The following is a 24,082-nucleotide window of genomic DNA, read 5'->3' as shown; positions in this document are numbered from 1 at the left end:
AGTGTTTCTACGTAATTAAAAGAAGCCTGGTGATTTCACCAGGCTTCTTTTACTATGAATTAAACACCTATGTCATTTTTTATATTGTCAAAGCCATATCGATCGATGAATTTGGCCACTCTTTCTCGTTTCCTACCGTTATTTCTATAGACATCTAGAAATCGATCAACGATATCAAATAATTGATCCGGAGTTAACCCTTCCTTTAATAGTAGCGCGGTTCTCGCGTCTTCCCCTTTTGCTTGGCCACCAATATAAAACTCATAAAGATCATCTCGTTTTATGACACCAATATCGTTAATTAGCGGTTCCCCACAAGCATTAGGACAGCCAGTATAAGCTGGGCGAAGCGTAAATGGAACATCTTGGCCTGCGATTCGCTCATTAAGTTCAATTGCTACCGGCATCCCTTCTTCTTCCGCTCCTTTACAAAAATTACATGTTCGGAGACTTTTCACGTATGGTCCTACTTTATATACAGATAAACCGGCATCATTTAGCTCGTCTTTCGCTTGATCTAGTTCTGTTTCAGGCACTTTAATAATTAACTGTTGGAACGTCGTTAATTCAATTTCTGTATCCTCTTCTAAATAATTTCCTAACGCAATCAATTGTTTCGGTGTTAGTTTTGAACCGAATCCAATCCCACCATTGACAGCCAATGGGACGAGTTTGTCATTCATACTCACGTGGAACTCCCCTTTCTCCTTCAAGTCTCTTTCTATTTTACTATACCCCTGTTAGGTATACAATAATGAATGGGAATGATGAATGGGGACGGTTCTCCTGTGGCATTTTTGAGTGTTACTGATGCATAAGAACCGTCCCCACGCGTCACCCACTTCACTCAAGTTTAGTTCCTGTCCACTTATGTACACATCATGTATAATGTTTGTACATTTAAAATTGAAAGAAATTCTCTCAGATAGAGGTGATTGGTTTATGAGCATTGCACAGGAATTACCTGATCATGTCAACATTTATCCTTCTCTTCTTTTTGTGCCAGTTGGTGACAAGTCCTCAATGATCCGATCAGTAGGTACAAAAGAAGAAAAGGCTCAGTTGTCTCGTCTACAGGAAGCAGTATTTCATGAGTTTTCGACTCGATCAAAGATAGAGCTCAAACTGTTAGAAACATTTCTTGGAACTGATCGGCCATGTATTCCGGTCCCAATATTTCAACAAAAACATCTTTATCCTAATCTATTAAAAGCTGAGATGTTTCTATTCAATCAAGTATCGCCTTACCAACGTATATCTATTGAATCACAATATTTTTATAAAAAGATATGGGGACGTCTCACCACAGATCAACTGATAAACCATGTAAATGCAGTTGTAAGTGTTTATTTATTTTGTGCGAAGGTATCTTCTCACGAAAAGAGATATTGGCTTTCTAGCATTGAAAAAGCATATGAAAACCACCCATTTATTCAGTTAGCCCGTTCCAAGAAAAATATTGTAGAAGCCGTGGAAATTATGAATAAATCTTCCCTTTTAGCTGTGCTAAAATATCCTGAAGACATTTCGTATTGGCGCCACCGCGTAGAAATTGTCATGCGTCCTTATCGTGCGATTCCGTCCAAATGGCGTTGGAAAATGTGCAACCATGAAAAAGAGTTGTTGCCACAACCTGCTTCCAACACGATCAAATGCATATGTCACGAGTGTGATTTTTCGGTGACATATGATATTGATGAGCATGACGTTGCCTTACCAAAAGAAGTGAACCTATTTCAAGCAACAAAACGAATAGCAACGATTGAGCGGCAATTTAATGATATTGCGTCGCAAAGTGAAAATGTAACGAAAAATATTCAGAAGTTGCAGGAATTTAAGTATTTTTTAGCCGAGCATAGAGTCATCATTGAAGCGATCCTTGACTTACAAGATACTCTTCCGAAAAAATTGGAGATGCCTTCCCACCCTCTCATTCATTGTTATGAAGAGATCCATCAGGTTTCACTTCCAGAATCAATGAACGAATCCATGCTTTTATGGATGTCTAACGTGCAAATTTCTGACATTTCTATTTTTAAAAAAATCGAGGAATGGCAAAGCATGATGCATAGCGATATTTCAGAAGAACTAAAAAGGGTTCACATTCATTTAACTCAACTGGCAGAAGAAAATCGCGCACGACCAGATGATATCATCGTACAAATGAAAAACTATAAGATAACACGAGAAAAAGCTGAGATAATTGTCCTATTTTTAGAAAAACAAGATCGAGAAATCCCGCTCCATATCCTCGTTCAAGTGTTAAAAGGGGAAGCAACAAATAAATTGCGAAGTCTTCATTTTCATGAAGAAGAACTATTCGGTCTATTAGACTGCTGGCCAGAAAAATACATTACAAAGGCAATATTTCAGTTAGAAAAAGAAAGCTACATCACCAAACAAAACAAAGGCTACAAGTGATGCCTGGTGATGAATGGGGACGGTTCTCATGCGGCAATATATTGCGTTAATGATGCATCGGAACCGTCCCCATGCCCCAAAAACGAGCCTGTTCTAGTTAAATTACTAGGTCAGGCTCATTTTTTGTTAGACGTTTTCTTTTCCTTTGACGCCGTTAAGTGTGTAACTTGCAGTAATTTCTGCACTCAACGTATGAGAAACGGAACAGTATTGATCTTTTGAAAGCTTGATCGCACGAACAACTTTACTTTCATCTAAATCACCTTCAAGAATGTAATGAATATGTAGCTTAGTAAATTTTCTCGGATGGTCCTCTGCGCGCTCACCTTCTACTTCTGTTGTAAAAGATGTAGGTTTCATACGCATTTTTGTTAAGATCGACACAATATCAATCGCCGTGCATCCTGCCACAGACTGAAGAAGTAATTCCATCGGTCTTGGACCCGTATTCTCACCTCCCACTTCTGGTGCAGCATCCATTGTCACCTCATGCCCAGACGGATTCTCTCCTTTAAAGGCCATCTTGCCTTGCCAATCTAATGTAGTTTTCATAATTAAACACTCCCTTCCATTTTTTCACACTTCTATTATAGTACGAAACATTTCAAGAGCAAAACTCACTGCGAATTCTGATGACATTTTACAATCTCTCTCCTAAACTTCAAACATGATGACTTAGTTTGCCGCATGAGAACCGTCCCCATTTGGCTAATGACTTAGTTTGCCGCATGAGAACCGTCCCCATTCGGCTAATGACTTAGTTTGCTGCATGAGAACCGTCCCCATTCGGCAGGCACCTATTCGGCACTCTTTAAAGCAATTATGTTGTTCCAATTTTATATAGCCATTACAATAAGCTACATGAGAGAAATACATTGGTAGGTACTTGGAAAGGTGGATGAAGTCATGTCAGATAAACAAGGTTATTCCGACAGTTTAGAAGATCAACCAACTTGGTTAAAACAATACATAGATTCCCCTGAAAAACAAAAGCAATTGTATAAACGTACGTTAATGATTGTTGTTATTTCGCAAATATTTGGCGGGGCTGGACTTGCTGCTGGAATTACAGTTGGGGCACTTCTTGCTCAGGATATTTTAGGGACGGATAGTTTTGCCGGACTTCCAGTAGGGTTGTTTACGTTAGGTTCTGCTGGTGCAGCGTTACTTATTGGTCGACTTTCCCAACATTTTGGCAGACGTTCCGGACTGGCCACTGGATTTTTAGCAGGAGGATTTGGGGCGATTGGTGTTGTCATTGCAGCATTAACGAGTAACATTATCCTTCTATTTGCTTCATTATTAATCTATGGTGCTGGAACTGCTTCTAATTTACAAGCACGCTATGCCGGAACAGATTTAGCGACACCTACTCAACGGGCAACTGCCGTTAGTGTTGCTTTGATGTCAACGACTTTTGGAGCGGTTGCAGGACCAAACTTAGTAGGAGTGATGGGTCAGTTCGCTACGTCAATCGGAATACCTCCTCTAGCAGGTCCATTTATTTTAGCTGCTACGGCTTATATCCTTGCAGGTTTGGTCCTACTTCTTTTCCTACGCCCAGACCCGTTTATTGTTGCGAAAGCGATCGCATCTGTGAAAAAATCTGACGAAAGATTGAGTTCATCTGGAATTGTTATTCCACAGTCAAAAAACAAACGCGGAATCCTTCTCGGGGCAACGATCATGGTCATCACCCAGATTGTCATGGTAGCAATTATGACCATGACACCTGTTCATATGGGTCATCACGGACACGCATTAAGTGCTGTAGGGCTAATCATTAGTATCCATGTCGCTGCTATGTATCTTCCTTCTCTCGTTACGGGAATTCTCGTGGACAAGGTTGGGCGCATACCGATGGCCATTGCAGCAGGTGCAACATTACTTGCTTCTGGTATTTTAGCTGCTGTAGCACCAACTGATTCCATGCTCATTCTGACGATCGCACTGGCACTCCTTGGACTTGGATGGAACTTCGGCTTAATAAGTGGGACTGCCCTTCTCGTTGATGCTACGAATCCAACGAACCGGGCAAAAACACAAGGGTCTGTCGATGTTTTCATTGCTTTAGCTGGTGCATCTGGGGGCGTGCTATCTGGTGTCGTGGTCGCTTACACTAGTTACCCCTTCTTATCACTTGCCGGAGGTATCCTTTCCTTACTCCTCATCCCAGCAGTCATCTGGTTCCGGATGAATCCAACGGGCGGTTCTCACGCTTCAGAAGTTAGATAATTTAAGAATGTATGCACCTATCAATATCCTTTTTGCCTAGATGACATTGATCTGTCAAAAAATATGACGTAAAATTCTATAACAAAAAGAAATGCTTAAGCGTCTCAAACGCCTTAAGCATTTCTTTTATATTACAAAGTCTACTACTCTACAACTAATGTCGCTTCCATTTCGTCATGACCTTCTCCACAAGGAATACTGCAATAAATTCTGTATTCCCCAGCTTCCAACGTTGCTGTTGCAGACCCTTCACCGTCAATTTCTACATCTGTGCCGTCGATCATGATCCCATGATGTCCATCTTCATTCGTTAGGTTTATCGTGACATCACCAGCGCTCGCTGTATAAGTTTCTTGGTCAAAATCCCAATTCGTTGCAGTCACATTAACTTCACTTGCGGAAGCATTTTCTCCACTATCACTATTATTCTCTATTTCTGTCACATCGTCATTGTTTCCTCCACAAGCTGCCAATACTAATGCGAGTGCTAGAAACATAAAAGCGATCCATTTATTCTTCATACAACATTCCCCCAATTGATTTTTAAAGCTTAAAACTTTGAAATTGAAACTTTTCCGTTACGAATTTCATCACAAAGTTCCTTGCTTATTAATAATGATTATAATTAAAATAACTTACAATAAGCAAGTAAACACACTTTATTTTTTATAGTATTTATGTTTTTATTAGTGAAGGAGCATAATCCTTCTAATTAGCAAAAAACGAAAGAACTAGTATTCATTCCATCTCTTAGTTGCATCTATAGAACTTTTATATTATCATTATTGATAACGATAATATATGAATCGGCAGAAAACAAATAAGTAGAGAACTATTGTCATTTCGCTCCCTAATATCAGATCTAATCACAGGAGGAAGTGCATTTATCTCTTCATGATGGCCCTCTGGCCCTCTACATCTTGAACTTATCGAAACGATTGAGAAGCGGTTGTAAAAAACTTATTTCCATAGGAGGTTAACAACAATGACATCCATGTCTAAAGCAGATGTGATTTTACACCCTGTAAGAATGCGAATTATCCAATCTCTTATAAAACGTCCACTTACGAGTCAAGAATTAATGGAGTGGCTCCCTGATATTCCGCAAGCGACGTTATATAGGCAATTGAAAGTGTTATCCGAAAACGAGATGATTTATGTTTCTAAAGAACGAAAAATAAAAGGAACGTTTGAAAGAACATATGCCATAGATCAACAACACGCAACGATCTCGCCAAATGATGCCCTCGAGATCAGTAAAGATGAGCACTTGAAATATTTTATTACTTATACGATGGGACTGTTGCAAGGCGTGGAAAATTATTTACAACAAGACACGGTTGATATGGAGAAAGATGGATTTGGATATAGCCAAGTTGACTTGTATTTAGATGATGAAGAATTGAAGAATTTTTCAATGGACTATGCTGCGGTTTTTAATAAATATGGACGCAACGAACCAAACGAAAAGCGCCGCCGAAGAACGTTAGCAACCGTGATTATTCCCGAGTAGTGGGTGCCGAACGGGGACGGTTCTCATGTGGCATTATTAGAATTGTGACATGTCTCTCCCCTTTTGAAGAAGGTTCACTTTAAAGCCTTTCGCTACTCTTCAACAAATCTTTTGTCAAATAGATCACTACTAAATTTGATCCAATCGCTTGGAAAGTCGCACCTAGCACTTTGAGGTATTGGCCTTGCATTTCTTTTTCGTTTAACACATAAAGACTCCCAATCGCTTCTAATCCTGCGCCTAATCCTTGTAAGGCGTTCCCTACAAAATATTTGTATTCTTCTTGTAAATAATCAGAAAGAGCACTCATAGAAGCCCCCATCGACTGAAAACTACTACCTAATAGTCCTAATTGGATAAGTTCATCTCTCTCTGTTTCGACGCGATCTTCTAAGTAAGCAGTAAATGAACTTGTCGCTGCGCCCGCTCCATCAATCCAATTCCCAGCAAAATCTAGTGAGGAGTCCTTTGCAATCGTCCCTTCTAGCCCCGATCCAAAAGCTTGTAAACCATCTCCAATCATTAAAAGTTGATTATTAATGTCGTTTAAACCAACTAATGTTCTCGTTTCCCCATAGGCAGAAATAATTGTCCCAAAAGCGTCTAACCAAGCACCGGTTAATTGATTATACTCCTCCTTCACAACACTCCACCCCTCCCAATTTCACTTTTTATCATATTCAAGCGGTATAGTTTAAGTGTCCGATGTTGACTAGATCTCACTCGAATGTATTTATACCTCAAGCACATTTTTATAAAAAAATGCTTAATAAAGCATTATTCGTAATTTTTCTAAAAACTACGTTAATCCTCATCATTATGTGAATGACCATAGTCAGACGGCCGATGTAAGCAAAAAATCATTTGATTATATATTCATTCGGAAGGGTAATCCTTCTAGTAATGAATGATTTTAAAGGGAGTTTTAAAATGACTGAACTATATAATTTTTTTACTGCAAATACAACCATTTATAAATTAATCATTGCCGCTATTGGATTGCTCATTATCGGTATTATTATTAGTCTATTGAAAAAAAGTCTTCAACGATATGTAAAAGACCATAATAATTGGTATAAAACTAGGAAAGCGATGAATATATTTGGTTTCATTTTAGTTGCCATCTTTTTAGCTATTTTATACAGTGACATGTTAGGTGGAATTACTGTCATACTTGGGGTAGCCAGCGCCGGGATTGCCTTTTCTTTGAGAGAGGTGATTGCAAGTATTGCTGGATGGTTGACAATATTAGTCGGTGGGATGTTCAAAACAGGAGACAGGGTTCAACTTGGAGGTGTAAGTGGCGATGTAATAGATCTTGGAGTCTTACGAACAACGATTATGGAAACTGGTGAGTGGGTTAACGCAGATTTATACAGTGGTAGAATCGTAAAAATTGCCAACAGTTTTGTTTTTACACAACCAGTTTACAATTATTCCACCGATTTCCCTTTTTTATGGGATGAAATTACCTTGCCTATTAAATTCGGAAGCGACTATACGTTTACAAGAGAACTCATCCGTGAAACTGCAAAAGAACAGTTAGGCGATTACAATGAACAAACGAAAGAGCATTGGGATTCTATGGTTCGTAAATTCATCATTGAAGATGCAACAACAGAACCGATGGTCACTCTTGCTGTTAATGATAATTGGGTCGAGTTTACGTTAAGATATATTGTTGAATACAAAACGAGAAGATCAACAAAGGACATCCTCTTTACGAGTGTTCTTGAAAAAATTGAGCGAAATTCTAATAAAGTTCAGCTTGCATCGGCTACATTTGAATTAGTCAGCGCCCCTCCTGTGGATGTTAATATAAAAAGTACTAAACAACTGGAAGATCAAAGTTAGCAGGGGGCTCTCTTCTGACCGTTATTCTTCGAATCGAGCCCTCTTTGGTCACAAGTTCCTACCTCTTCTAACAGTTAAGTTATATCTGATGCCTTTGATGTGAATTTCCATCCAAGAATATCCTAAATACCCTTCGATTGCCGCATGAGAACCGTCCCCATTCACCATGCCCATTCACCATGCCTATTCACCATGAGAACCGTCCCCATTCATCACCAGCTCATCACTTTCCAAGCAGTTCTCTCGTTTGTTCCAAAATCTCTTCATCTTTTAATCGGAATTTAAATTCAACACGCCGAGAATCCTCATCGCTATATTCCCCTTCATCATTTTTTCGGCCGTCAGTAAAAGACTTGCCGTTTACCGTTAATTTTTCTTTCAATGGTTCTTGAACTGCCTTCTCAGGGAATTTCTCACTAAGAATATGATCAGCAACACTGTATGCTCTTTGCTGAGATAACTCTAAATTGTACAAATAGCCACCTGTTCGATCTGCATGGCCTTCAATTATTATTTCTGAAATATACTCTTCATAACCCCCTTCTAGTAACACCTCTAAATAGGTCGGAACGAACTCATCTAAAAACTCAAATCCTTCCTCCTTTAAGTCTGCTTCATCAAATTCATACAAAATATCCGTGTTAAAGATCAAAGCACCTGTATCTTCATCTACGTTGACTCCGACAGTAGACTCCCTAAATTCGTCATTTAAATCCTCGATTAAGTTTACTCTGACTCCCATAATTTGATCAATCGTCCGTTCCATCTCTTCAATTTGATAGGATTTAATTACCATCATAATGATAAAAATCAACACAAAACAGAGTAAAATAACTGTTAATAAATCTGTAAATGATGGCCAAAAATGTCCTTCTTCCTGCTCTCCTTTAAATAAACGTCCGTATTTATTAATCATTCGCTCCAACCCTTATCCGTTTTGGTTGCTCGATTGATTCTTGCTTAAAAGACTGAAGCTGCCGATTCAATTGATGAAATTCTTGACTCAACTCATGGAGAGTTTGTTGCGTAAGACGAATATTTTTTTGCTGATTTTCTTCCGTTATTTCTCCTATTTGTTTGAACTCTTTTTTTAACGCCCCATTCATATCCAACACATAGTCTCCGAGATTTCTACTAACCTTATCTAATTTATCTCCAAGCGTTCCTTCTAAATTGGATACGTATCTCGATAACGTATCTTGAAGGACACCGACGCTCGTTTCGATTTGATTTTCTCGTTGGTTAAATGAATCGGTCATTTGCGAAATACTACGATTGATTTCATTGATCAATTGATTATTTTTCATCCCTAACTGTTCATATGTTTGCGAAGCTTCATTCACATGTTTTTCGAATGCGACTGAATCTGTAGCATGAGCTCTTAAATGATGATTGAACTCATTATTAAATTGCTTCAATTCGTCGAAACGATCGGTTAAAAGATGCTTGTACTCTGCCTGTGTTCGATTTATTGTATCCAACGCGTCAGGTAGCTTAACAACCGAATTTCCAAGTGTATCAAAACCACTTCTTAACTCTTTCAAGTGAGACGCTACCCCAGTTAATTTCGAGCTAACCTCTTCTCCAAAAATGGCTTTAAACTGCTGGTTATTTTGTTTCATTAACCTGACTAAATGATCACTTTGTACATTCACTTTTTCAAATGCCGCCTCTGCGGACTCTTGCCTATTTACGACAGAGGCAATGTAGTCTTTCCAATCAACAACAGAATCTTCAAATTGATGCAACGTGTTCATCTGAGACTTAGATAACTCTTCTATTTTTTGATACGTGTACTGAAAAGCTTGAGACATTCGTTCGTGTCGCTTATCCATTTTCGTGAAGTATGAAAATAGTTGATCGAAGTTCTGATTTAGCTTCGATACTTCTTTACTAAAGCCCTCCGTCACCTCTTTCATACTTGTAAAAAGAACGTTGAATTGTTCTAAGTTATTGGATAACCCTTCATTAAATTTGTCTAAATCTTCTGCAGCTTTTTGTAGTCCGACTGTATAGTCTTGAAAACCATGAAAGGCCTTTTCAATCTTTTGTAGTGATGCTTGATTCGTCTCATGAAGGTCCACAATCGAGGAATGAATCGTTTCCGACACTTCGATTAAACGTGCCATCCCATTCTGTTCGTTTTCTTCTAAATGAGACTCCATTTTTAGCATAATATCTGTTAATAAATACTCCGTATTAGCCATTCGAATGACCATGGTCATGATCAACGATAATCCCATCCCTGCAATACTCGTGTAAAATGCCACATCAATACCAGCTAAGACAAGAGCGACATTTTCTACAAGCTGATCACCTGTAGCATTAATCGTTCCAAGTGACATCGTAAGCCCAATAAATGTCCCTAACACACCTACTAAAATAAACATCGAAACGGTCATTTGAATCATCTTTATAAGACTGATGACAGGAACGTTAAACATACGCCAACTGGAAAACTTCTGTTGCACAAACGTCTCCACTTTTACTGATTCTTCTTTTTGTTTCTTGTCAAAATCAGCTTTAAAATCCCGTATTGGTTCCACATCCAATGAGTTTGTCCCTTGTAAGACATGGCGTATTTTTCGAAGTTTGAAAAACAAAAGAAAGTGAATGACAAATGCTATGACAAAGAAAACAAATAGTACCATAAAAATCATTTCAATTAGTTGATTAGATAAAACCGATTGTGCTTGTTGCTCACTCATGAAACGCTCTAAAATCGCTTGCACCATAATGGCTGTCCCCCTAAAATAAAACTTCCGACTATCTTCAGAATTACTTCTTATCTCATGTTATTCCATTGGTGGACAAATCATGTTTGTTTTTCCAAGCACGAGGAATGGGGACGGTTCCCATTCGGCAAAATCAAAAATCATCCCCCATACTTTTCAACTATTTTTTGAAAAAGGACAAGTTTCCAACATTCCTACGTATAAATAACTATCAAACGAGAATGGAGGAGAGAAATGAATTTTATCACTTTAAAAGGGAAATGGATCATTATTGCATTGATTAGTTTTTTTATTGTCGTCACATTCCTTTTTTTAAACTCATTTACTCAAGTGACTGGAGGAATATTTAGTTCTGAAGATGATGAACCTTATCACATCAACATGATCACCACTGAATTTAAATCGGAAACCGAATCTGGGGAAAAAATTGAATCTTACCGCTGGGATCCTGGGACGGTTCATCTATCTAAAGGAAAACCGATCAAGCTGAGTATTTACGGGGTGAATGGAAAAGAACATCCATTTATCATTGAAGGAACAGACGTAACAGGTACCGTTAAAAAAGGAGAGGAAACAATCTTAAACCTTCAATTCAATAAATCAGGAACTTACAGACTGATCTGTACAGCTCACGAAACGATCGATGATAACGGTCCAATGATCGCTTATTTAGTTGTTGATTAAAGTTTGAGAGTGAATCTTGAGAGAGCATATTAAAAAATCTATTTTATGTTTCATTTAAAACCACCTGACTCAACTGTTAATCACATTTCACTCAGGTGGTTTTCATAAAATTTGTGCTATCTCCCTCACCTACACCATTTTTCACAACATATCCGTTCCCCATTTATCCTCTCAAAGTATTAAATATTATTAATTTATTAAAAATACAGATAATTATCTAAATTATCTGTATAATTAACCCCAACTAGATTAATACTTTTAAAACAGTGCTAATGATAGAATCGGCTCAAAAAATTATTAGGAGGAACCTGTTTTGTTAACGAATCATTTAGATTATAGGTTAGAACCTAAGTTACGAGAAATGTATGAAGAACATAAGGTAAGGGCTGCAAAGATTGATTGGGGTTATCACGAATTTTTACCATGGGACAAGGCCCAAAGTTTTCAGAGAGTGCCATGGGATGAAAGCCAAGTCACCTTGCCAAAGTCAATCATTACTGCTGTGGAAACAGCGCTGTTAACGGAGGTCAATCTCCCTTGGTTTACGTCACACTTAGATCAAACGTTTAAAGGGTCTTTGTCTGTCATTCGGGATTTTGTACATACTTGGACTGCAGAGGAAGACCAGCATTCCAATTTATTAGAAAACTATCTTTTAATAACTAGAAACGTTGAACCGATGCGTTTGCATCAGCTTCATAAACAAACGGTAGAAAGTGGATTTGATCCTGATTTTGAAACTCCGTTTGAAACGATGGTGTATACGACATTACAAGAATTAGCGACAATGGTTTTCTATACGAATGTGGCAAAGCTTGCAAATGACCATGATAAGGATTTAGCTACTATGCTCAGGCGTCTAGCAAAGGATGAAACGTTACACTATGCTTTTTATCGAGACGTCATAAAGCATCATTTGCAACTAGAGCCTAATTATTGCTACTATTTAGGACATGTTATTAAAAACTTTCAAATGCCAGGTGCTGTTATGCCTGACTTCGAAGATCGAATGTCGATTATTGCAAAAGAAGCAAACTATGGTCCATTAGAATATTTTGATCAAGTACTAGACGTGATCGTAGATTATTGGGAACTGGAAAAATTACGCCCTAAAAACGGACAAGCAGAAGAAGCTCGGTTAGATATTTTACGCTATCATGCAAGACTAAAAAAGGTGAGAGATCGTTTCTACAGACAAAAAAATCAAGCTAAGTAGAAAATCCTCAGATCACTTTTCCGCATTCGAATCATTACACATTAGGACATTTTTTCATAAAAAGAAAAAGCAAGGGCATAAACATATACCCTTGCTTTTTTTCGTTTCAATCTCCATGGGCAGAAACTGGGGAACTTTCCCGCTGTTTCCGGTCTGCTCGTTCTATTTTTACGGCACATGCTTTGAATTCTGCAGTTCCAGCGAGTGGATCGGTTGCGTTAATCGTTAACAAGTTCGTATCGGTTTGATCTGGGAAGTGGAAGGTCATAAATAACAGTCCTTTATATAGCTTTTTACTAATTTTAACTTTGGCCGTAACATGGCCCCTTCTAGAAATAATCCTTGCCATATCCCCATTTTCAAACCCTAGTTCATCCGCATCCTCTTGGGAAATTTCAAGAAATTCTTCATTGTCTTTGATTTTTTTATAATCTTGCGTTTGTACCCCTGTGTTATAAAAAGACAGACGTCTTCCGGTTGTCAACTGGAACGGATAATCATTATCCGGCATTTCCACGGGAGCTTGATAATTTGTCGGATGAAACGGCACTTTTTTCGTGACATTCTTTTCCCAAAGTCTATCGTGAAGAAAACCTGTTCCTGGATGAGATTCATCCGGACATGGCCACTGAATCCCCCCTTCTTTTTCCAAACGGTCATAGCTAATTCCTGCAAAATTCGGTGATAACAACCTCACTTCGTCCCATATCTCACCCGCCGACTGATAGTTCCAATCAAGTCCCATCGCATTCGCTATATCCTGAAGAATTTCATGGTCGTGACGTGCTTCGCCTGGCGGGGCAACGATTGATCGAACCCGTTGCACACGACGCTCTGAGTTCGTCACTGTTCCATCACTTTCAGCCCAACTCGCTGCTGCAGGCAAAACCACATCGGCCATTTGCGCCGTTTTTGTCATTAAAATATCTTGAACTACTAGAAACTCCAAGTCATTAAACAACTTCTGGATATGATGCCCATCAGCATCTGACTGAACAGGATTTTCTCCGATAATATAGAGTGACTTGATCTCCTTTTGTTCCATTGCAGCTAACATTTCCGTCTGGTGTTTTCCCTTTGTTTCAGGGACCGGAACTCCCCACACGTTTTTAAAAAGTTCCAGAGCTTTCGGGTCATCATAATCCCAACCGCCAGTTAAGCGATTCGGCAAGGCTCCCATATCTCCTCCACCTTGCACGTTATTTTGACCGCGTAAAGGATTTAAACCTGAACCATATTTACCGATATGCCCCGTTAATAGAGCTAAGTTGATGAGAGCGAATACATTCTCCGTCCCATTGTGGTGTTCTGTAATACCGAGGGTCCAGTTAATGATTGCTTTATCTGCTTTTGCATACATCCTCGCCACTTCGCGGATATCCTCTGCCGGAACACCTGTGATTCCCTCGGCAACTTCCGGTGGATACTCTTTCACACATTCTTTATATTGGTTGAAATGTTCTGTCGCTCGTGAAACAAATTCCTCGTCATACAATTCTTCTTCAATGATCACTTGGGCCATAGAATTGGCTAATGCAATATCAGCTCCTACTCGAACTGGCAGCCATTTTTCTGCTAATTTCGTTTGATCAATTTTTCTCGGATCGATAACGATCATCTTCGTTCCATTATTTTTAATTCCCCTTCTAATATGATTAAATATGATCGGGTGACATTCTTGCGTATTGCTTCCCCAAGCAATAAGGACATCGGTATTTTCCATTTCATCATAAGAATTTGTTGTCGCTCCTGTACCGAATACAGCCACCAAACTGGTGACACTTGGTGCGTGTCAGGTTCGATTGCAGCTATCAATATTATTCGTTCCGATGACTGTCCTCATAAATTTCGCTGCTAAATAATTCAACTCATTGGAAGATCGTGATGAACTGAAACACCCTAATGAATCCGGTCCATGTTTTTCTTTCAATCCATTAAATTTATCTGCAATAACTGCTAGTGCTTCCTCCCACGTTCCTGGAACAAGCTCCCCATTTTTTCGAATCCAAGGGTGTTTGATTCGTTTATCGCTATAAAGATACCTCCAGCCCATCGAACCTTTCACGCACGTTTCTCCATGGCTAGAAGCATTTGCTTTCGTGCCGACGACTTTCGAAATTTTATCATCTTCCACCTTTACGGTTAAACCGCAACCCGTTCCACAAAAACTACAAATCGTCTCCATCGCTCGTGGACTTTGTTCTTGCTGCAAATGATCCATACTAACCTCTCCTCTCTTTTTCTATTCATCTAGGAAATGGATGTGGACAAAACCTTGTTATAGAAGAATACCTCCAGCAAACATATACCGTTAATTCCTTTAAAGCCTTCTCGTCTGAAAAACAACAAAAGTGCCTGATCTCCATTAATTCCATTTTTAATGAATTGGAGGTCTGGCACTATCAATACTAGAACAAAGTTTGATGCATAAGCTTTGACTTATGAGGATTAACTATGAAAAACTCTAACGTATGCACTATTTGCACTATTGTAAACATTTAACTAAATTTTATATGTAACCGCTTTCAAAGTCAAGTTATTAGCTAGTTGGAAAGATTAGCGTATGCAAGATTTGAGGACAAATTAATTTGGAGATTAACAGAGGTAACAATTGCACTAGTTGATTGCATTGACACAATACGTACACCAAAAATATGCTTATCTACGATGTAAAAACCGACCTGACCGTGAGTTACAATCACTTTCAGGTCGGTTTTTGTGGCGTAACTTCCAATTTACCATTTACCCCTTTAAGAATCGCTCCTACACATCTTTTTTCTCTACTGGAATTTGAAGTTCTGTTTGTCACAACCAATCTTTCCTTGACGTTCCAGATTCTAAATTTGCTATAGGTTTGCCTCAGCTCACCTTTTTTCTAATAAAGTGATCTATTCACAATCATTCCTCCTTAGTTATCAATCAACAAAAAACCCTTTAACACTATGTATGAAGGGTAGTCCTAAGCACGCTAAAAGTAACCTTTTTATCGAACGGCACAGCGATTCGGTACAATTTCCATTTCCAGATTCTTCTCCATGCCTGGATCAAGTTTACCCATGAATGTTATCATTTTTACTTAGTTCTTCAAAACGTTGTTCTAGTTCACCAAGAGGTATATTTTTCACAAACTATATCCTCTTTGTTTAGAATCATGTAAATTTCAATCAAATACTCCTACAGTCCATTAAAATTTCCCAATTTGTATTGATTTCACTAAAGCTTCTTCTAAGCCTAAACGCATTATTTTCGGTATAATATAAAATAATATAAATAGTCAGAAAACCCGTTTTTTTTCAAAAAGCTATGTTATAGGTTGTTACAGAAAAAGTTGTGGATCGTTTCGTTAACAAATTATCGAGTTAACTCGGAGAACAGATAAATACAATCATCGTTTTTGGAGGGTACAAAATGATAAACGAACATACACTCGAAAAAGCTCAAAAACTATTTCCATTTTTCAATGAAATGACAGGAGAGGAAGAAAAGTTAACTCAAAATCATATGACTTTTTCTCAAATGGAGAAAGATCAAATTTTGATGGGTGAAGGATTCCATTGTCTTCATATTTTTTTTATTTTAAAAGGAGTAATTAGAGTATATAAATTATCTGAGGAAGGCAGAGAAATCACATTGTATCGCATGGGTGAAGGAGAGACGTGCCTCATGACCGCTTCTTGTATCATGACGGATATGGAGTTTAATGCAATGGCTCAAGTAGAGAAAGACATCGAGGTTGTTGCAGTTCCGGCAAAAATTTTTAAAAAGTTGTTATCTCAAAACGGAGCTTTCCAAAAATTTATATTCGCAAAAACATTTGAGCGAATGCATGACATCATGTCCGTTGTTGAAACGATCACTTTTGATAACATGGACAAAAGAGTTGCTTCCTTTTTATACTCCTTAACAGAGGAAAAACCAAACTTCGTTTATAAATTAACCCACGAAAATATTGCCTATGAAATAGGAACAGCTCGTGAAGTAGTAAGCAGAACGTTAAAGAAATTTGCTGCGAAAAATATTGTTCAGATATCAAGAGGGTCTATAAAAGTCATTGACCGAAATTCCTTGGAAGAGCTGTTATGAAACTGCTTTACATAATAGTGATTTTATATAATTCATTGCTTATGTGATTTAGTCACAGAACCTTTTTTCCTATCCGTGTATTCTTTAGTTAAGGTCATACTTTGAATGAATAAACAATTCATTTAATGGATGTCAACTTTAACAGAATGAACATAGGAGGAATTAAAATGAAAAAAAATATTGGTATTGGTATTCTAATTGGGGTCATCATCAGTCTTATTTCTATGCTTATTTTTGCTTTTCAGGCGGGACCAACCATCATGATGCATGAAGATGAGAGTAAATATGATTTTGACGAAACGATTGAAGTTTTTGAAAATGCAGTGGAAGAGGCAGGATGGAGTGTAGCTGGCACACATGATATGCAAGAAATTTTAGATGGACACGGTCATGAAGTCATTCCAATTAAAATTTATGAACTTTGTTCTTCTAAATACTCAGCTGAAATTCTTGCACTTGATGATGAAAGACTTGTATCACCATTGATGCCTTGTCGAATTTCATTTTATGAAAAAAGTGATGGGACAACATATATTACTCGAATGAATTCTAGCCTTATGGCGAAACCTTTTGGCGGTACAATTGACGATGTAATGCAAAAAGCCGCACAAGAAACAGAAGAAATCCTTGAGTCTGTTATTAAATAGAAATCATATCAAAAAAGAAGGTGGTTCATTCACCTTCTTTTTTGTCTCTTTAATCACTATCGAATCAATCCAAGCTATTCTTCTATACTTCACAGCAAAAAAATCATTAATGCCGAACGAGAACCGTCCGAGACCAGTGAAAAAGTGTTATATTTTCAGAAACGTTATTAAAATTATAAGGTGAGCCGCATAAAGAGGTTGACGAGCCCTGCGCAAACTCGCTTTCCGCGGAGAAGTCGTCAAGCCGCTTCGGGCTTTCCCTGCAGGGTCTTGACTGACTTCCTTTTCCGCAGGAGTCTCGCTTGCTCCAGTCTCATCAACTACCTCTGTAATAAGTCAAATTGGATTATCATGCATTTTAATATTGGTAAATTGACTTTTTCAGCAGTCCCGAACCGTCCCTGCGCATCACCTACACATCAATCCTGGACCATTTCAATTCCTGTCATGCGCTGAACTCTTACTGGGTAATCTGTAATGATGCCGTCAATGTCATATTTGAGTACTTCTCGTATGTTTCTTGGAAGATTAACCGTCCAGACCCATACTTCTCGATCTTGAGCTTTCGCGGTTTCTATAAATCGTTCGGTCAACATCGTTTGTCTAATTGTGTAAAAATCGACGTCTAAACTATCTAACCCTCCAGCCACTAAATAAAGGATTATACCAATTTTAATTTCACTATTCTCTTTACGCACTTCTTGAAGTGGTTCATAATCGAACGCTTGAACATATGCGTTATCTTCCATTTCATATTTTTCAACTAATTCAACGATACTTTTTGCCATTTCATTGCTTCGCGTAAGATCTTGAAGTTTAATATCAATGATCACAGTAACTGGTTCATCTTGCAAAAGGTCCAAAGCTTCGTCTAATGTGGGAATCGTTTCTCCAATAAACTCCTCTGAAAACTGGCTGCCAATATCTACTTCGGCCACTTCTACATAGGGCATTTCTTCCACTCTGTCGGGCATATCTGCAACCCGTCTGAGTGTTGGATCATGATTTAACACGATGACACCATCAGATGTTAACATAACATCGATTTCAATGGCATCGACACCTTTTTCTAAAGCTGATTCGATGCTACTTAACGAATTTTCTGGTGCATTTTGTAAATCCCCTCTATGAGCAGCTACTTGCACATTCCACTTTAGATATACAAGTTGATCATTCACCGTATAATTTAATGCAAACACTGTCGTGACATAGATAAAGATTACAGCTACAAGTGAGTATTTTCTTTTTGCGAAAAATCCAGTCAGTCCATTTTCAACCTTTGCTAATCTCTTCGATGGATAGACGATTAATTTATTTTTGACTGATTCGCCTCTGCCTTGCTGATTTTTAAAATGATAATATAAATTCGTCAAAATAATGATGTTCAATGGAATAAAGAGCAAAGAAATAATTAGCGCCATAAAACTGGAAAATGTAATCAAATAATTCTCGATGATTTGACTAACAAAAATAGTATCTGCCACGTTTGGTATATAGGACAGAATGGTAATGATTAAAAAACCAGATACGAATATGACGAGATTTAGCAATAGAACATTTACGATGATGTACACTTTTTTATATTTTGTAAACTTCCAGCTTTCTTTCATGGCATTCCATACAGACTTTTGTTCAATAAAAATGAAGTGAAGTGTGAATATTAATCTTGTTAAAAAGAAGACTGCCATGAGAAACATGATTAAAAATAGAATCATTGCGACTGTTGACATAGAGTAGAATTGGCTCGTTAGAATAATCGGTATATTAAAATCTAACAAAGCCGGAAACACTGGTGAATCAATAAACGGAAGAATCATGAAGAAAATGACCATAAGCTGGATCATTCCAAATCCAAGTAAAGCAGGTAGTTTCTTCACTGTTGTTACCAATGCTTCTGAAACGAGAACATCTCTTTTAAAGTAGGTTTGTTGTGCGATAATAATCATCACACCAAATTCAATAAAGAAAATAACTACTGTTAAGAAACTAATAATCAGCAATCCTATTAAACCGACCGTGCTTAAACCGATACGATACACTTCAGCATTGAGAAGAGAACCCGAACCGAATGCTTTTAACATACGATTAAATAAAAATGAAATGACTGGAACGAACAGAAAACTTGTCATCAACATATAGATTAATGCAAAAGCTACATATTTTTTATAAGAAAGATAAAAGTCTTGTAAACTTCTTTTTACAATTACTAACATAGCTATCCCTTCTTTTCATGCCTAGAAGGCTAACCATAACCTTATTCAGCGAGTGATCACTAAAATGAATTCTTTTCTTCATTATATCAAAAAAAGAACGGGAATCTCGAAACGAATTTGACTTTATTACTATACTCTTATTTTTTCAGTTCAGATTTGAAAAATATATTACTTCGCAAAAAAACGAACCAATTGGCTCGTTTTCAAAAAAATTCTCTTATATGTTGCCAATCATAGACGAAACATATCGGTCTAAAAGGAGATTTTTTTCTTCTTCCGAAAGTTCATGATAAGCTTTACTAGATGGTAAGATGAGATGGCTTAAAAATATTCCACTCAGTTGCCTAGCAAGCGTTTCTGCATCAATAGTTTGTTCCTTATGCTCAGCATGAAGAACAATCCCTTCTTTTAATGTGGCAAAAATAATCTCCGGTAAATCAATTTCTGGAGGCAAATGCCCCATTAAACTTTCAGAAATAAGCATTTTAACAAGAGCTTGGTGCCGAGAAAGCACATCTAATCGATTATCGATCAGTTCCCGCAAAAACTTTTGTGAATCACTTGTTTTAGCTTGTTTCATTAATTGACTAGAAAACTTGTTTTCGATAACTGATTTAAGTACAGTGACGAACAATTGTTGCTTGTTGCCAAATTTACGATATAGCGTAACTTCAGCTACATTTGCTTCATTTGCTAATTCTTGAGTTGTTGCTTGTAATCCTTTACGAATGAACACTTCGATTGCAGCATGGATGATTTGGTCTTTTTTATCTTTCAAGTTATCCCCTTCAATCTCTTATTGTCATGACACTGATTTTACATTAATCCATCTCCCTACAATCATCAAAAGGGCGGGCATGACAACTAAGGTACTAACGACGGCCAATGCGATGTTTATCAACGTCATCATACCAAAATTACTCAAAATTTCAAAGTCAGAAATAAGAAGTGCACTAAAACCACCAAGGGTGGTCAAAGCAGAAGCAAGAATTGCCTTTCCTACTTTCTGATTGGCAATCAAAATAGCACGTAAGTTTAATTCACCATTTTTTCGCTCTTCGTAATAGCGCTCCATTAACAAAATTGTAAATTCTGTTCCAATACCGATGATGAGTGCTCCTAACGTTGCAGTAAGAGGTGTATATTCTATACCAAGTAAAGAAACAGCAAGACCAGACCAGCCAACGATCAATACTATCGGAAAAAGTGGTAACAGCGCTTTTATTGGACTTCGATAAAAAGCGAACAATCCAAGAAACACAAAAGCCATACCAAGGAGTGTCATTTGATATCGACCAGATGTTAGTGCAGAAACCATTTCTAAGTCTACAACTGATTGACCAGTAATCGTTGTCTCCACACCCCCAATTCGTTCCTCTTCTATAAAGATTCCTAAGTCCTCAATAAATATTTCCAAATCTTCCGTAGGTAATTTTTCTATTCCAATGTGGAGAACCCCTTTTGTCATAGAGGGATTAACGAGACGATCACGTTGATCAGTTGGCAAGGAATCTAGTACATCTCTACCAAACTTTTCTTTTCCATCCATTTCACCGGTACTCTCTAATACTGCTGGTAGCGATTGTACTGTAACGATTTCATTGAAAAACTCTTCTTCTAAATCCCCCCCTAGATCATCAACCCACTGCATTGTTTCTTCAGCCAAAACGTTTTCACTTTCGTACACAATTGATACTTGTTCCGTTGTACCAAGAACATTTCGAACAGTTTCAATATTCATTAGTGCTTGTGACTCTTGTGGCATAAATGACTCCACATCGGTTTCTGCCTTTGCATCAAGATCTAAGTAGACACCAACACTTGCTGCAACAATTGAAACGATAAGAATCACCCATTTTAATTTTCCGACTATATTCGTCCATCTACGCAAAATAACATCCATCTTCGAAATAGATCGATTTTTTTGCGACTTTTGAGAGTCATTATTTCTTACAAAATATCCATCTCGGATAAATAAGAGAGGAATTAAGATAAATATACCAACAATAAAACTGATAGTCATACCTATTGTCAGCATTTTCCCAAAATCTTGAATCATTGGCACAGGAGAAGTATATAAAGCAATAAATCCAAGAGCTGTCGCTACAAGGGCAGTCAAAACGGCAGGAATCATCTGATTAACTGTTGTCTTCAGTCGTTTCCTTGCTTCGATTTTTTGACTCGTTAATCTACTCATTTGTTTCGTCCTCCTCTCTTAAATCTTCACTGTATCGACTTTGAAACTGAATGGCATAATCAATACCGAGTCCAATTAAAATTGGGAATACAGCCATAGACACCATCGTGATTGGAACACCGATCCACCCCATTAGGCCAACTGTTCCTACGAGTGCAATCAGAATGATTACTAACGGTAACAAACGCCACCTCACTGGAAAAACGACAAAAAGAATAATAATCATGAACCCAGATGACATCACCAACATTATTTGAATGCTTTCCTGCATCGAATCACGAATATCATCATCAAGTACTGGCTTGCCTGAAATAATCATCTCCATATCTGTTATATTTCGATCATCTACCGCATCATGTAAACTTGCGACAAAATCACTTTTATCATTATCATCAATGTTCCCTTTGAATGTAATTATCATCGTCATAAACTGATCATCAATAGTCATATCTCGAAACGTACTTTTGATCTCCCCGTCTTCGTAAAGTATTTGATCAAGTGTCTCTTGATCCCTCGGGATCCCTTCATGAAATGCACCACTTTGGGACTTTAACTGGTTAAACTCTGTTATTACCTGTCGTATATGTTCTGGCGACTGCTCATTAGATTGCTCCATTTTTTCAGCCAGTTCTTCTAGACCATCCTCCATTTCTCCCAATCCCGATTCTATTTCCTGTCGACGTTTTGTAAATATCTGATCTAATACTGTATACGGGCTGACAATGCTATGAATTACTTCAGATTCCTCCTTAGCAAACGTCGTCAACTTCTCAAGAACACCTAGATTATCAACTGAAAACAATGTTTCAATATTTTCAGCTTCAAAAAGGATAATTACCGATTCACCACCGAACTCCTCGGCTAACATTTCGTTATCTTGATATACATCCGTATCTGTTTCTACTAACGTGTCATTACCAGTGGCCATTTCAATAAATGGTACACCAGTCAGCAACAATATGATGAGTAAGATCATATAAATAACACTTTTCACTGGATGACGGATCAACCATCTATTCAATAAACTTTTCATTTGTTACATCCCCCCCCCTTTTCTATTCCTAGTGACAATTCTTTGAATCAATACATCGTTTTGTTTGTAAGTAAGTACTTACAAACAATATATGATTATAATGACATTGTCAACTAAATAAATGAAATACTCCTTTTGTATTGCTGAAAGTTGAACGAACCTACCTCTATACAAACTGCTGATTATTCTGGGCTTCTGAGCCGGTGCCATTTATTAGTTTTTACAGGACGCCTCTTTCATGGCTTCTCTTTCCACGGAGAATATATTTACTCAAAAAAAATTGAGCTTCCATGTTTTTTACACGTTAGCTCAGCTTTAAATGAAATATTGTTTTCAATCTTACATATTTGGTTTTCAAACTTAATTATTATTTTCTCCCTTATAAAACTCTATCTTCCACTGGTAGATGGATCGGCAGCCCAGTTGCTGGGAAGACAATAAATGTGTATTGCATTTCTGTAAGACTGTAATTAGAAATAAAATCAGCATTCATACGCCAAAGAAAGTGATTTGCTGTATAGTAGTTATAAACTAGATTTCCTAGTGAGAAAAACAATAATGTTGCGTGATATTTCCCAATTTTACTACTAAATTTATGAGGGAGGTACCCATGGACGTAAAACAGAAATGGAACAGTAAACATACTGATCGTCTATATCAAAATGTGGTGGCGACACCAAACACTCGTCTGATGAATTTGGCTCCTTATTTATCAGGCGGATCTGCCGTTGACCTTGCTTGTGGGCTTGGTGCTAACAGTTATTTCTTAGCCAAATGTAATTATCATGTCAAAGCATTTGATATATCTGATATTGCTATTAATGATATCCAAGTCAATGCTGCTAAACAACAACTTCCAATTGTTGCTCACGTCAGAGACCTTACTGAATGGAATGAATTAGACCTAGAAGAAAACACAATCGATCTAGTCGTCATTACTTATTACCTCGACCGTCACATTTTTCCATTTGTAAAATCCATCATTAAACCCAACGGATATTTTTTCATGGAGACGTTCTATCTTTCTTCTATAAATGATCAAAATAACGTATCTGATCAATATAAGCTTCAGCCAAAAGAATTATTATTAGAGTTTTCTGAGTGGGACATTCTTTTTTATGAAGAAAATGAGCAAGAAAGCCGGCAGACGATTTTAGCTAGAAAATAATGATAATAAGCATGTTATTTCTGACATATATTTTTGTTTTTTGAAGACAATAAAAAATGTCTAATAATCATGAAAGTTGGATA

The 24,082-nt window shown here is 37.5% G+C and carries 20 protein-coding genes and 1 pseudogene; 9 read left to right on the top strand and 12 right to left on the bottom strand.

Annotated features, from left to right (window positions below):
• Positions 1-59: 59 nt before the first annotated feature.
• Entirely contained in the window at positions 60-689 is a 630-nt protein-coding gene (locus QDN89_RS20635; protein ID WP_280772069.1) for a nitrite reductase, read from the bottom strand.
• 253 nt (positions 690-942) lie between these two features.
• Here QDN89_RS20635 and QDN89_RS20630 point away from each other — a divergent pair, with 253 nt between their 5' ends.
• Positions 943-2,421, top strand: coding sequence for an RQC-minor-2 family DNA-binding protein (locus QDN89_RS20630; protein ID WP_280772068.1), 1,479 nt, complete (start codon positions 943-945; stop codon positions 2,419-2,421).
• Between the two features lie 126 nt (positions 2,422-2,547).
• On the opposite strand, the gene QDN89_RS20625 is transcribed toward QDN89_RS20630, so the two are convergent.
• Positions 2,548-2,973, bottom strand: coding sequence for an OsmC family protein (locus QDN89_RS20625; RefSeq protein WP_280772067.1), 426 nt, complete (start codon positions 2,971-2,973; stop codon positions 2,548-2,550).
• A gap of 354 nt (positions 2,974-3,327) precedes the next feature.
• Here QDN89_RS20625 and QDN89_RS20620 point away from each other — a divergent pair, with 354 nt between their 5' ends.
• Positions 3,328-4,656: an MFS transporter gene (locus tag QDN89_RS20620; protein WP_280772066.1), complete on the top strand. Its 1,329-nt coding sequence runs from the start codon at positions 3,328-3,330 to the stop codon at positions 4,654-4,656.
• A gap of 143 nt (positions 4,657-4,799) precedes the next feature.
• On the opposite strand, the gene QDN89_RS20615 is transcribed toward QDN89_RS20620, so the two are convergent.
• Positions 4,800-5,177, bottom strand: coding sequence for a cupredoxin domain-containing protein (locus QDN89_RS20615; RefSeq protein ID WP_280772065.1), 378 nt, complete (start codon positions 5,175-5,177; stop codon positions 4,800-4,802).
• 464 nt (positions 5,178-5,641) lie between these two features.
• Here QDN89_RS20615 and QDN89_RS20610 point away from each other — a divergent pair, with 464 nt between their 5' ends.
• Positions 5,642-6,169: a helix-turn-helix domain-containing protein gene (locus QDN89_RS20610; RefSeq protein WP_280772064.1), complete on the top strand. Its 528-nt coding sequence runs from the start codon at positions 5,642-5,644 to the stop codon at positions 6,167-6,169.
• 79 nt (positions 6,170-6,248) lie between these two features.
• Here the strand turns inward: QDN89_RS20610 and QDN89_RS20605 are convergent, their stop codons facing one another.
• Positions 6,249-6,812, bottom strand: a complete 564-nt coding sequence (locus QDN89_RS20605) for a DUF6944 family repetitive protein (RefSeq protein WP_280772063.1) — start codon at positions 6,810-6,812, stop codon at positions 6,249-6,251.
• Between the two features lie 287 nt (positions 6,813-7,099).
• Here QDN89_RS20605 and QDN89_RS20600 point away from each other — a divergent pair, with 287 nt between their 5' ends.
• Positions 7,100-8,023 (top strand): mechanosensitive ion channel family protein, encoded by a 924-nt coding sequence (locus tag QDN89_RS20600; RefSeq protein ID WP_280772062.1) that lies wholly within the window; start codon positions 7,100-7,102, stop codon positions 8,021-8,023.
• Between the two features lie 223 nt (positions 8,024-8,246).
• Here QDN89_RS20600 and QDN89_RS20595 read toward each other — a convergent pair whose 3' ends face one another.
• Both QDN89_RS20595 and QDN89_RS20590 read right to left on the bottom strand, forming a co-directional pair.
• Positions 8,247-8,939, bottom strand: coding sequence for an OmpA family protein (locus QDN89_RS20595; RefSeq protein ID WP_280772061.1), 693 nt, complete (start codon positions 8,937-8,939; stop codon positions 8,247-8,249).
• Positions 8,932-10,758 carry a MotA/TolQ/ExbB proton channel family protein gene (locus QDN89_RS20590; RefSeq protein WP_280772060.1) on the bottom strand — a complete coding sequence of 609 codons (1,827 nt, stop codon included), beginning with the start codon at positions 10,756-10,758 and terminating at the stop codon, positions 8,932-8,934. Before QDN89_RS20590 ends, QDN89_RS20595 begins: the two co-directional genes overlap by 8 nt.
• A gap of 234 nt (positions 10,759-10,992) precedes the next feature.
• On the opposite strand from QDN89_RS20590, the gene QDN89_RS20585 reads away from it, so the two are divergent.
• Both QDN89_RS20585 and QDN89_RS20580 read left to right on the top strand, forming a co-directional pair.
• A complete protein-coding gene (locus QDN89_RS20585) occupies positions 10,993-11,442 on the top strand; it encodes a cupredoxin domain-containing protein (RefSeq protein ID WP_280772059.1) in 450 nt (149 codons plus the stop codon).
• Positions 11,443-11,755: 313 nt separating this feature from the next.
• A complete protein-coding gene (locus tag QDN89_RS20580) occupies positions 11,756-12,658 on the top strand; it encodes an acyl-ACP desaturase (RefSeq protein ID WP_280772058.1) in 903 nt (300 codons plus the stop codon).
• A gap of 106 nt (positions 12,659-12,764) precedes the next feature.
• On the opposite strand, the gene fdhF is transcribed toward QDN89_RS20580, so the two are convergent.
• Entirely contained in the window at positions 12,765-14,711 is a 1,947-nt protein-coding gene (gene fdhF, locus QDN89_RS21975) for a formate dehydrogenase subunit alpha (protein ID WP_342394395.1), read from the bottom strand.
• Positions 14,700-14,843, bottom strand: a pseudogene (locus QDN89_RS21970) (hypothetical protein); the annotation flags it as partial. The gene fdhF and the pseudogene QDN89_RS21970, both read right to left, overlap by 12 nt.
• A gap of 1,223 nt (positions 14,844-16,066) precedes the next feature.
• Between QDN89_RS21970 and QDN89_RS20565 the strand changes: the two are divergent.
• Together QDN89_RS20565 and QDN89_RS20560 are read left to right on the top strand one after the other, a co-directional pair.
• Positions 16,067-16,741 carry a Crp/Fnr family transcriptional regulator gene (locus tag QDN89_RS20565; protein ID WP_280772057.1) on the top strand — a complete coding sequence of 225 codons (675 nt, stop codon included), beginning with the start codon at positions 16,067-16,069 and terminating at the stop codon, positions 16,739-16,741.
• 167 nt (positions 16,742-16,908) lie between these two features.
• Positions 16,909-17,388, top strand: a complete 480-nt coding sequence (locus tag QDN89_RS20560) for a DUF302 domain-containing protein (protein ID WP_280772056.1) — start codon at positions 16,909-16,911, stop codon at positions 17,386-17,388.
• A gap of 419 nt (positions 17,389-17,807) precedes the next feature.
• On the opposite strand, the gene QDN89_RS20555 is transcribed toward QDN89_RS20560, so the two are convergent.
• From QDN89_RS20555 to QDN89_RS20540, 4 genes are all read right to left on the bottom strand, one after another.
• Positions 17,808-19,601, bottom strand: coding sequence for a glycerophosphoryl diester phosphodiesterase membrane domain-containing protein (locus tag QDN89_RS20555; protein ID WP_280772055.1), 1,794 nt, complete (start codon positions 19,599-19,601; stop codon positions 17,808-17,810).
• Positions 19,602-19,818: 217 nt separating this feature from the next.
• Positions 19,819-20,379 (bottom strand): TetR/AcrR family transcriptional regulator, encoded by a 561-nt coding sequence (locus QDN89_RS20550; protein WP_280772054.1) that lies wholly within the window; start codon positions 20,377-20,379, stop codon positions 19,819-19,821.
• Between the two features lie 24 nt (positions 20,380-20,403).
• Positions 20,404-21,798 (bottom strand): efflux RND transporter permease subunit, encoded by a 1,395-nt coding sequence (locus QDN89_RS20545; protein ID WP_280772053.1) that lies wholly within the window; start codon positions 21,796-21,798, stop codon positions 20,404-20,406.
• Positions 21,791-22,831: an MMPL family transporter gene (locus QDN89_RS20540; protein WP_280772052.1), complete on the bottom strand. Its 1,041-nt coding sequence runs from the start codon at positions 22,829-22,831 to the stop codon at positions 21,791-21,793. The genes QDN89_RS20545 and QDN89_RS20540 overlap by 8 nt, the downstream gene beginning before the upstream one ends.
• A 610-nt stretch (positions 22,832-23,441) precedes the next feature.
• Here QDN89_RS20540 and QDN89_RS20535 point away from each other — a divergent pair.
• Positions 23,442-23,999, top strand: a complete 558-nt coding sequence (locus QDN89_RS20535) for a class I SAM-dependent methyltransferase (RefSeq protein ID WP_280772051.1) — start codon at positions 23,442-23,444, stop codon at positions 23,997-23,999.
• Positions 24,000-24,082 lie beyond the last annotated feature (83 nt).

This window comes from Salipaludibacillus daqingensis, assembly GCF_029891575.1.
Lineage (GTDB): Bacteria > Bacillota > Bacilli > Bacillales > Salisediminibacteriaceae > Salipaludibacillus > Salipaludibacillus daqingensis.
The sequence above is the reverse complement of the archived record's forward strand: the minus strand, read 5'-3'. Positions and strand labels throughout refer to the sequence as shown.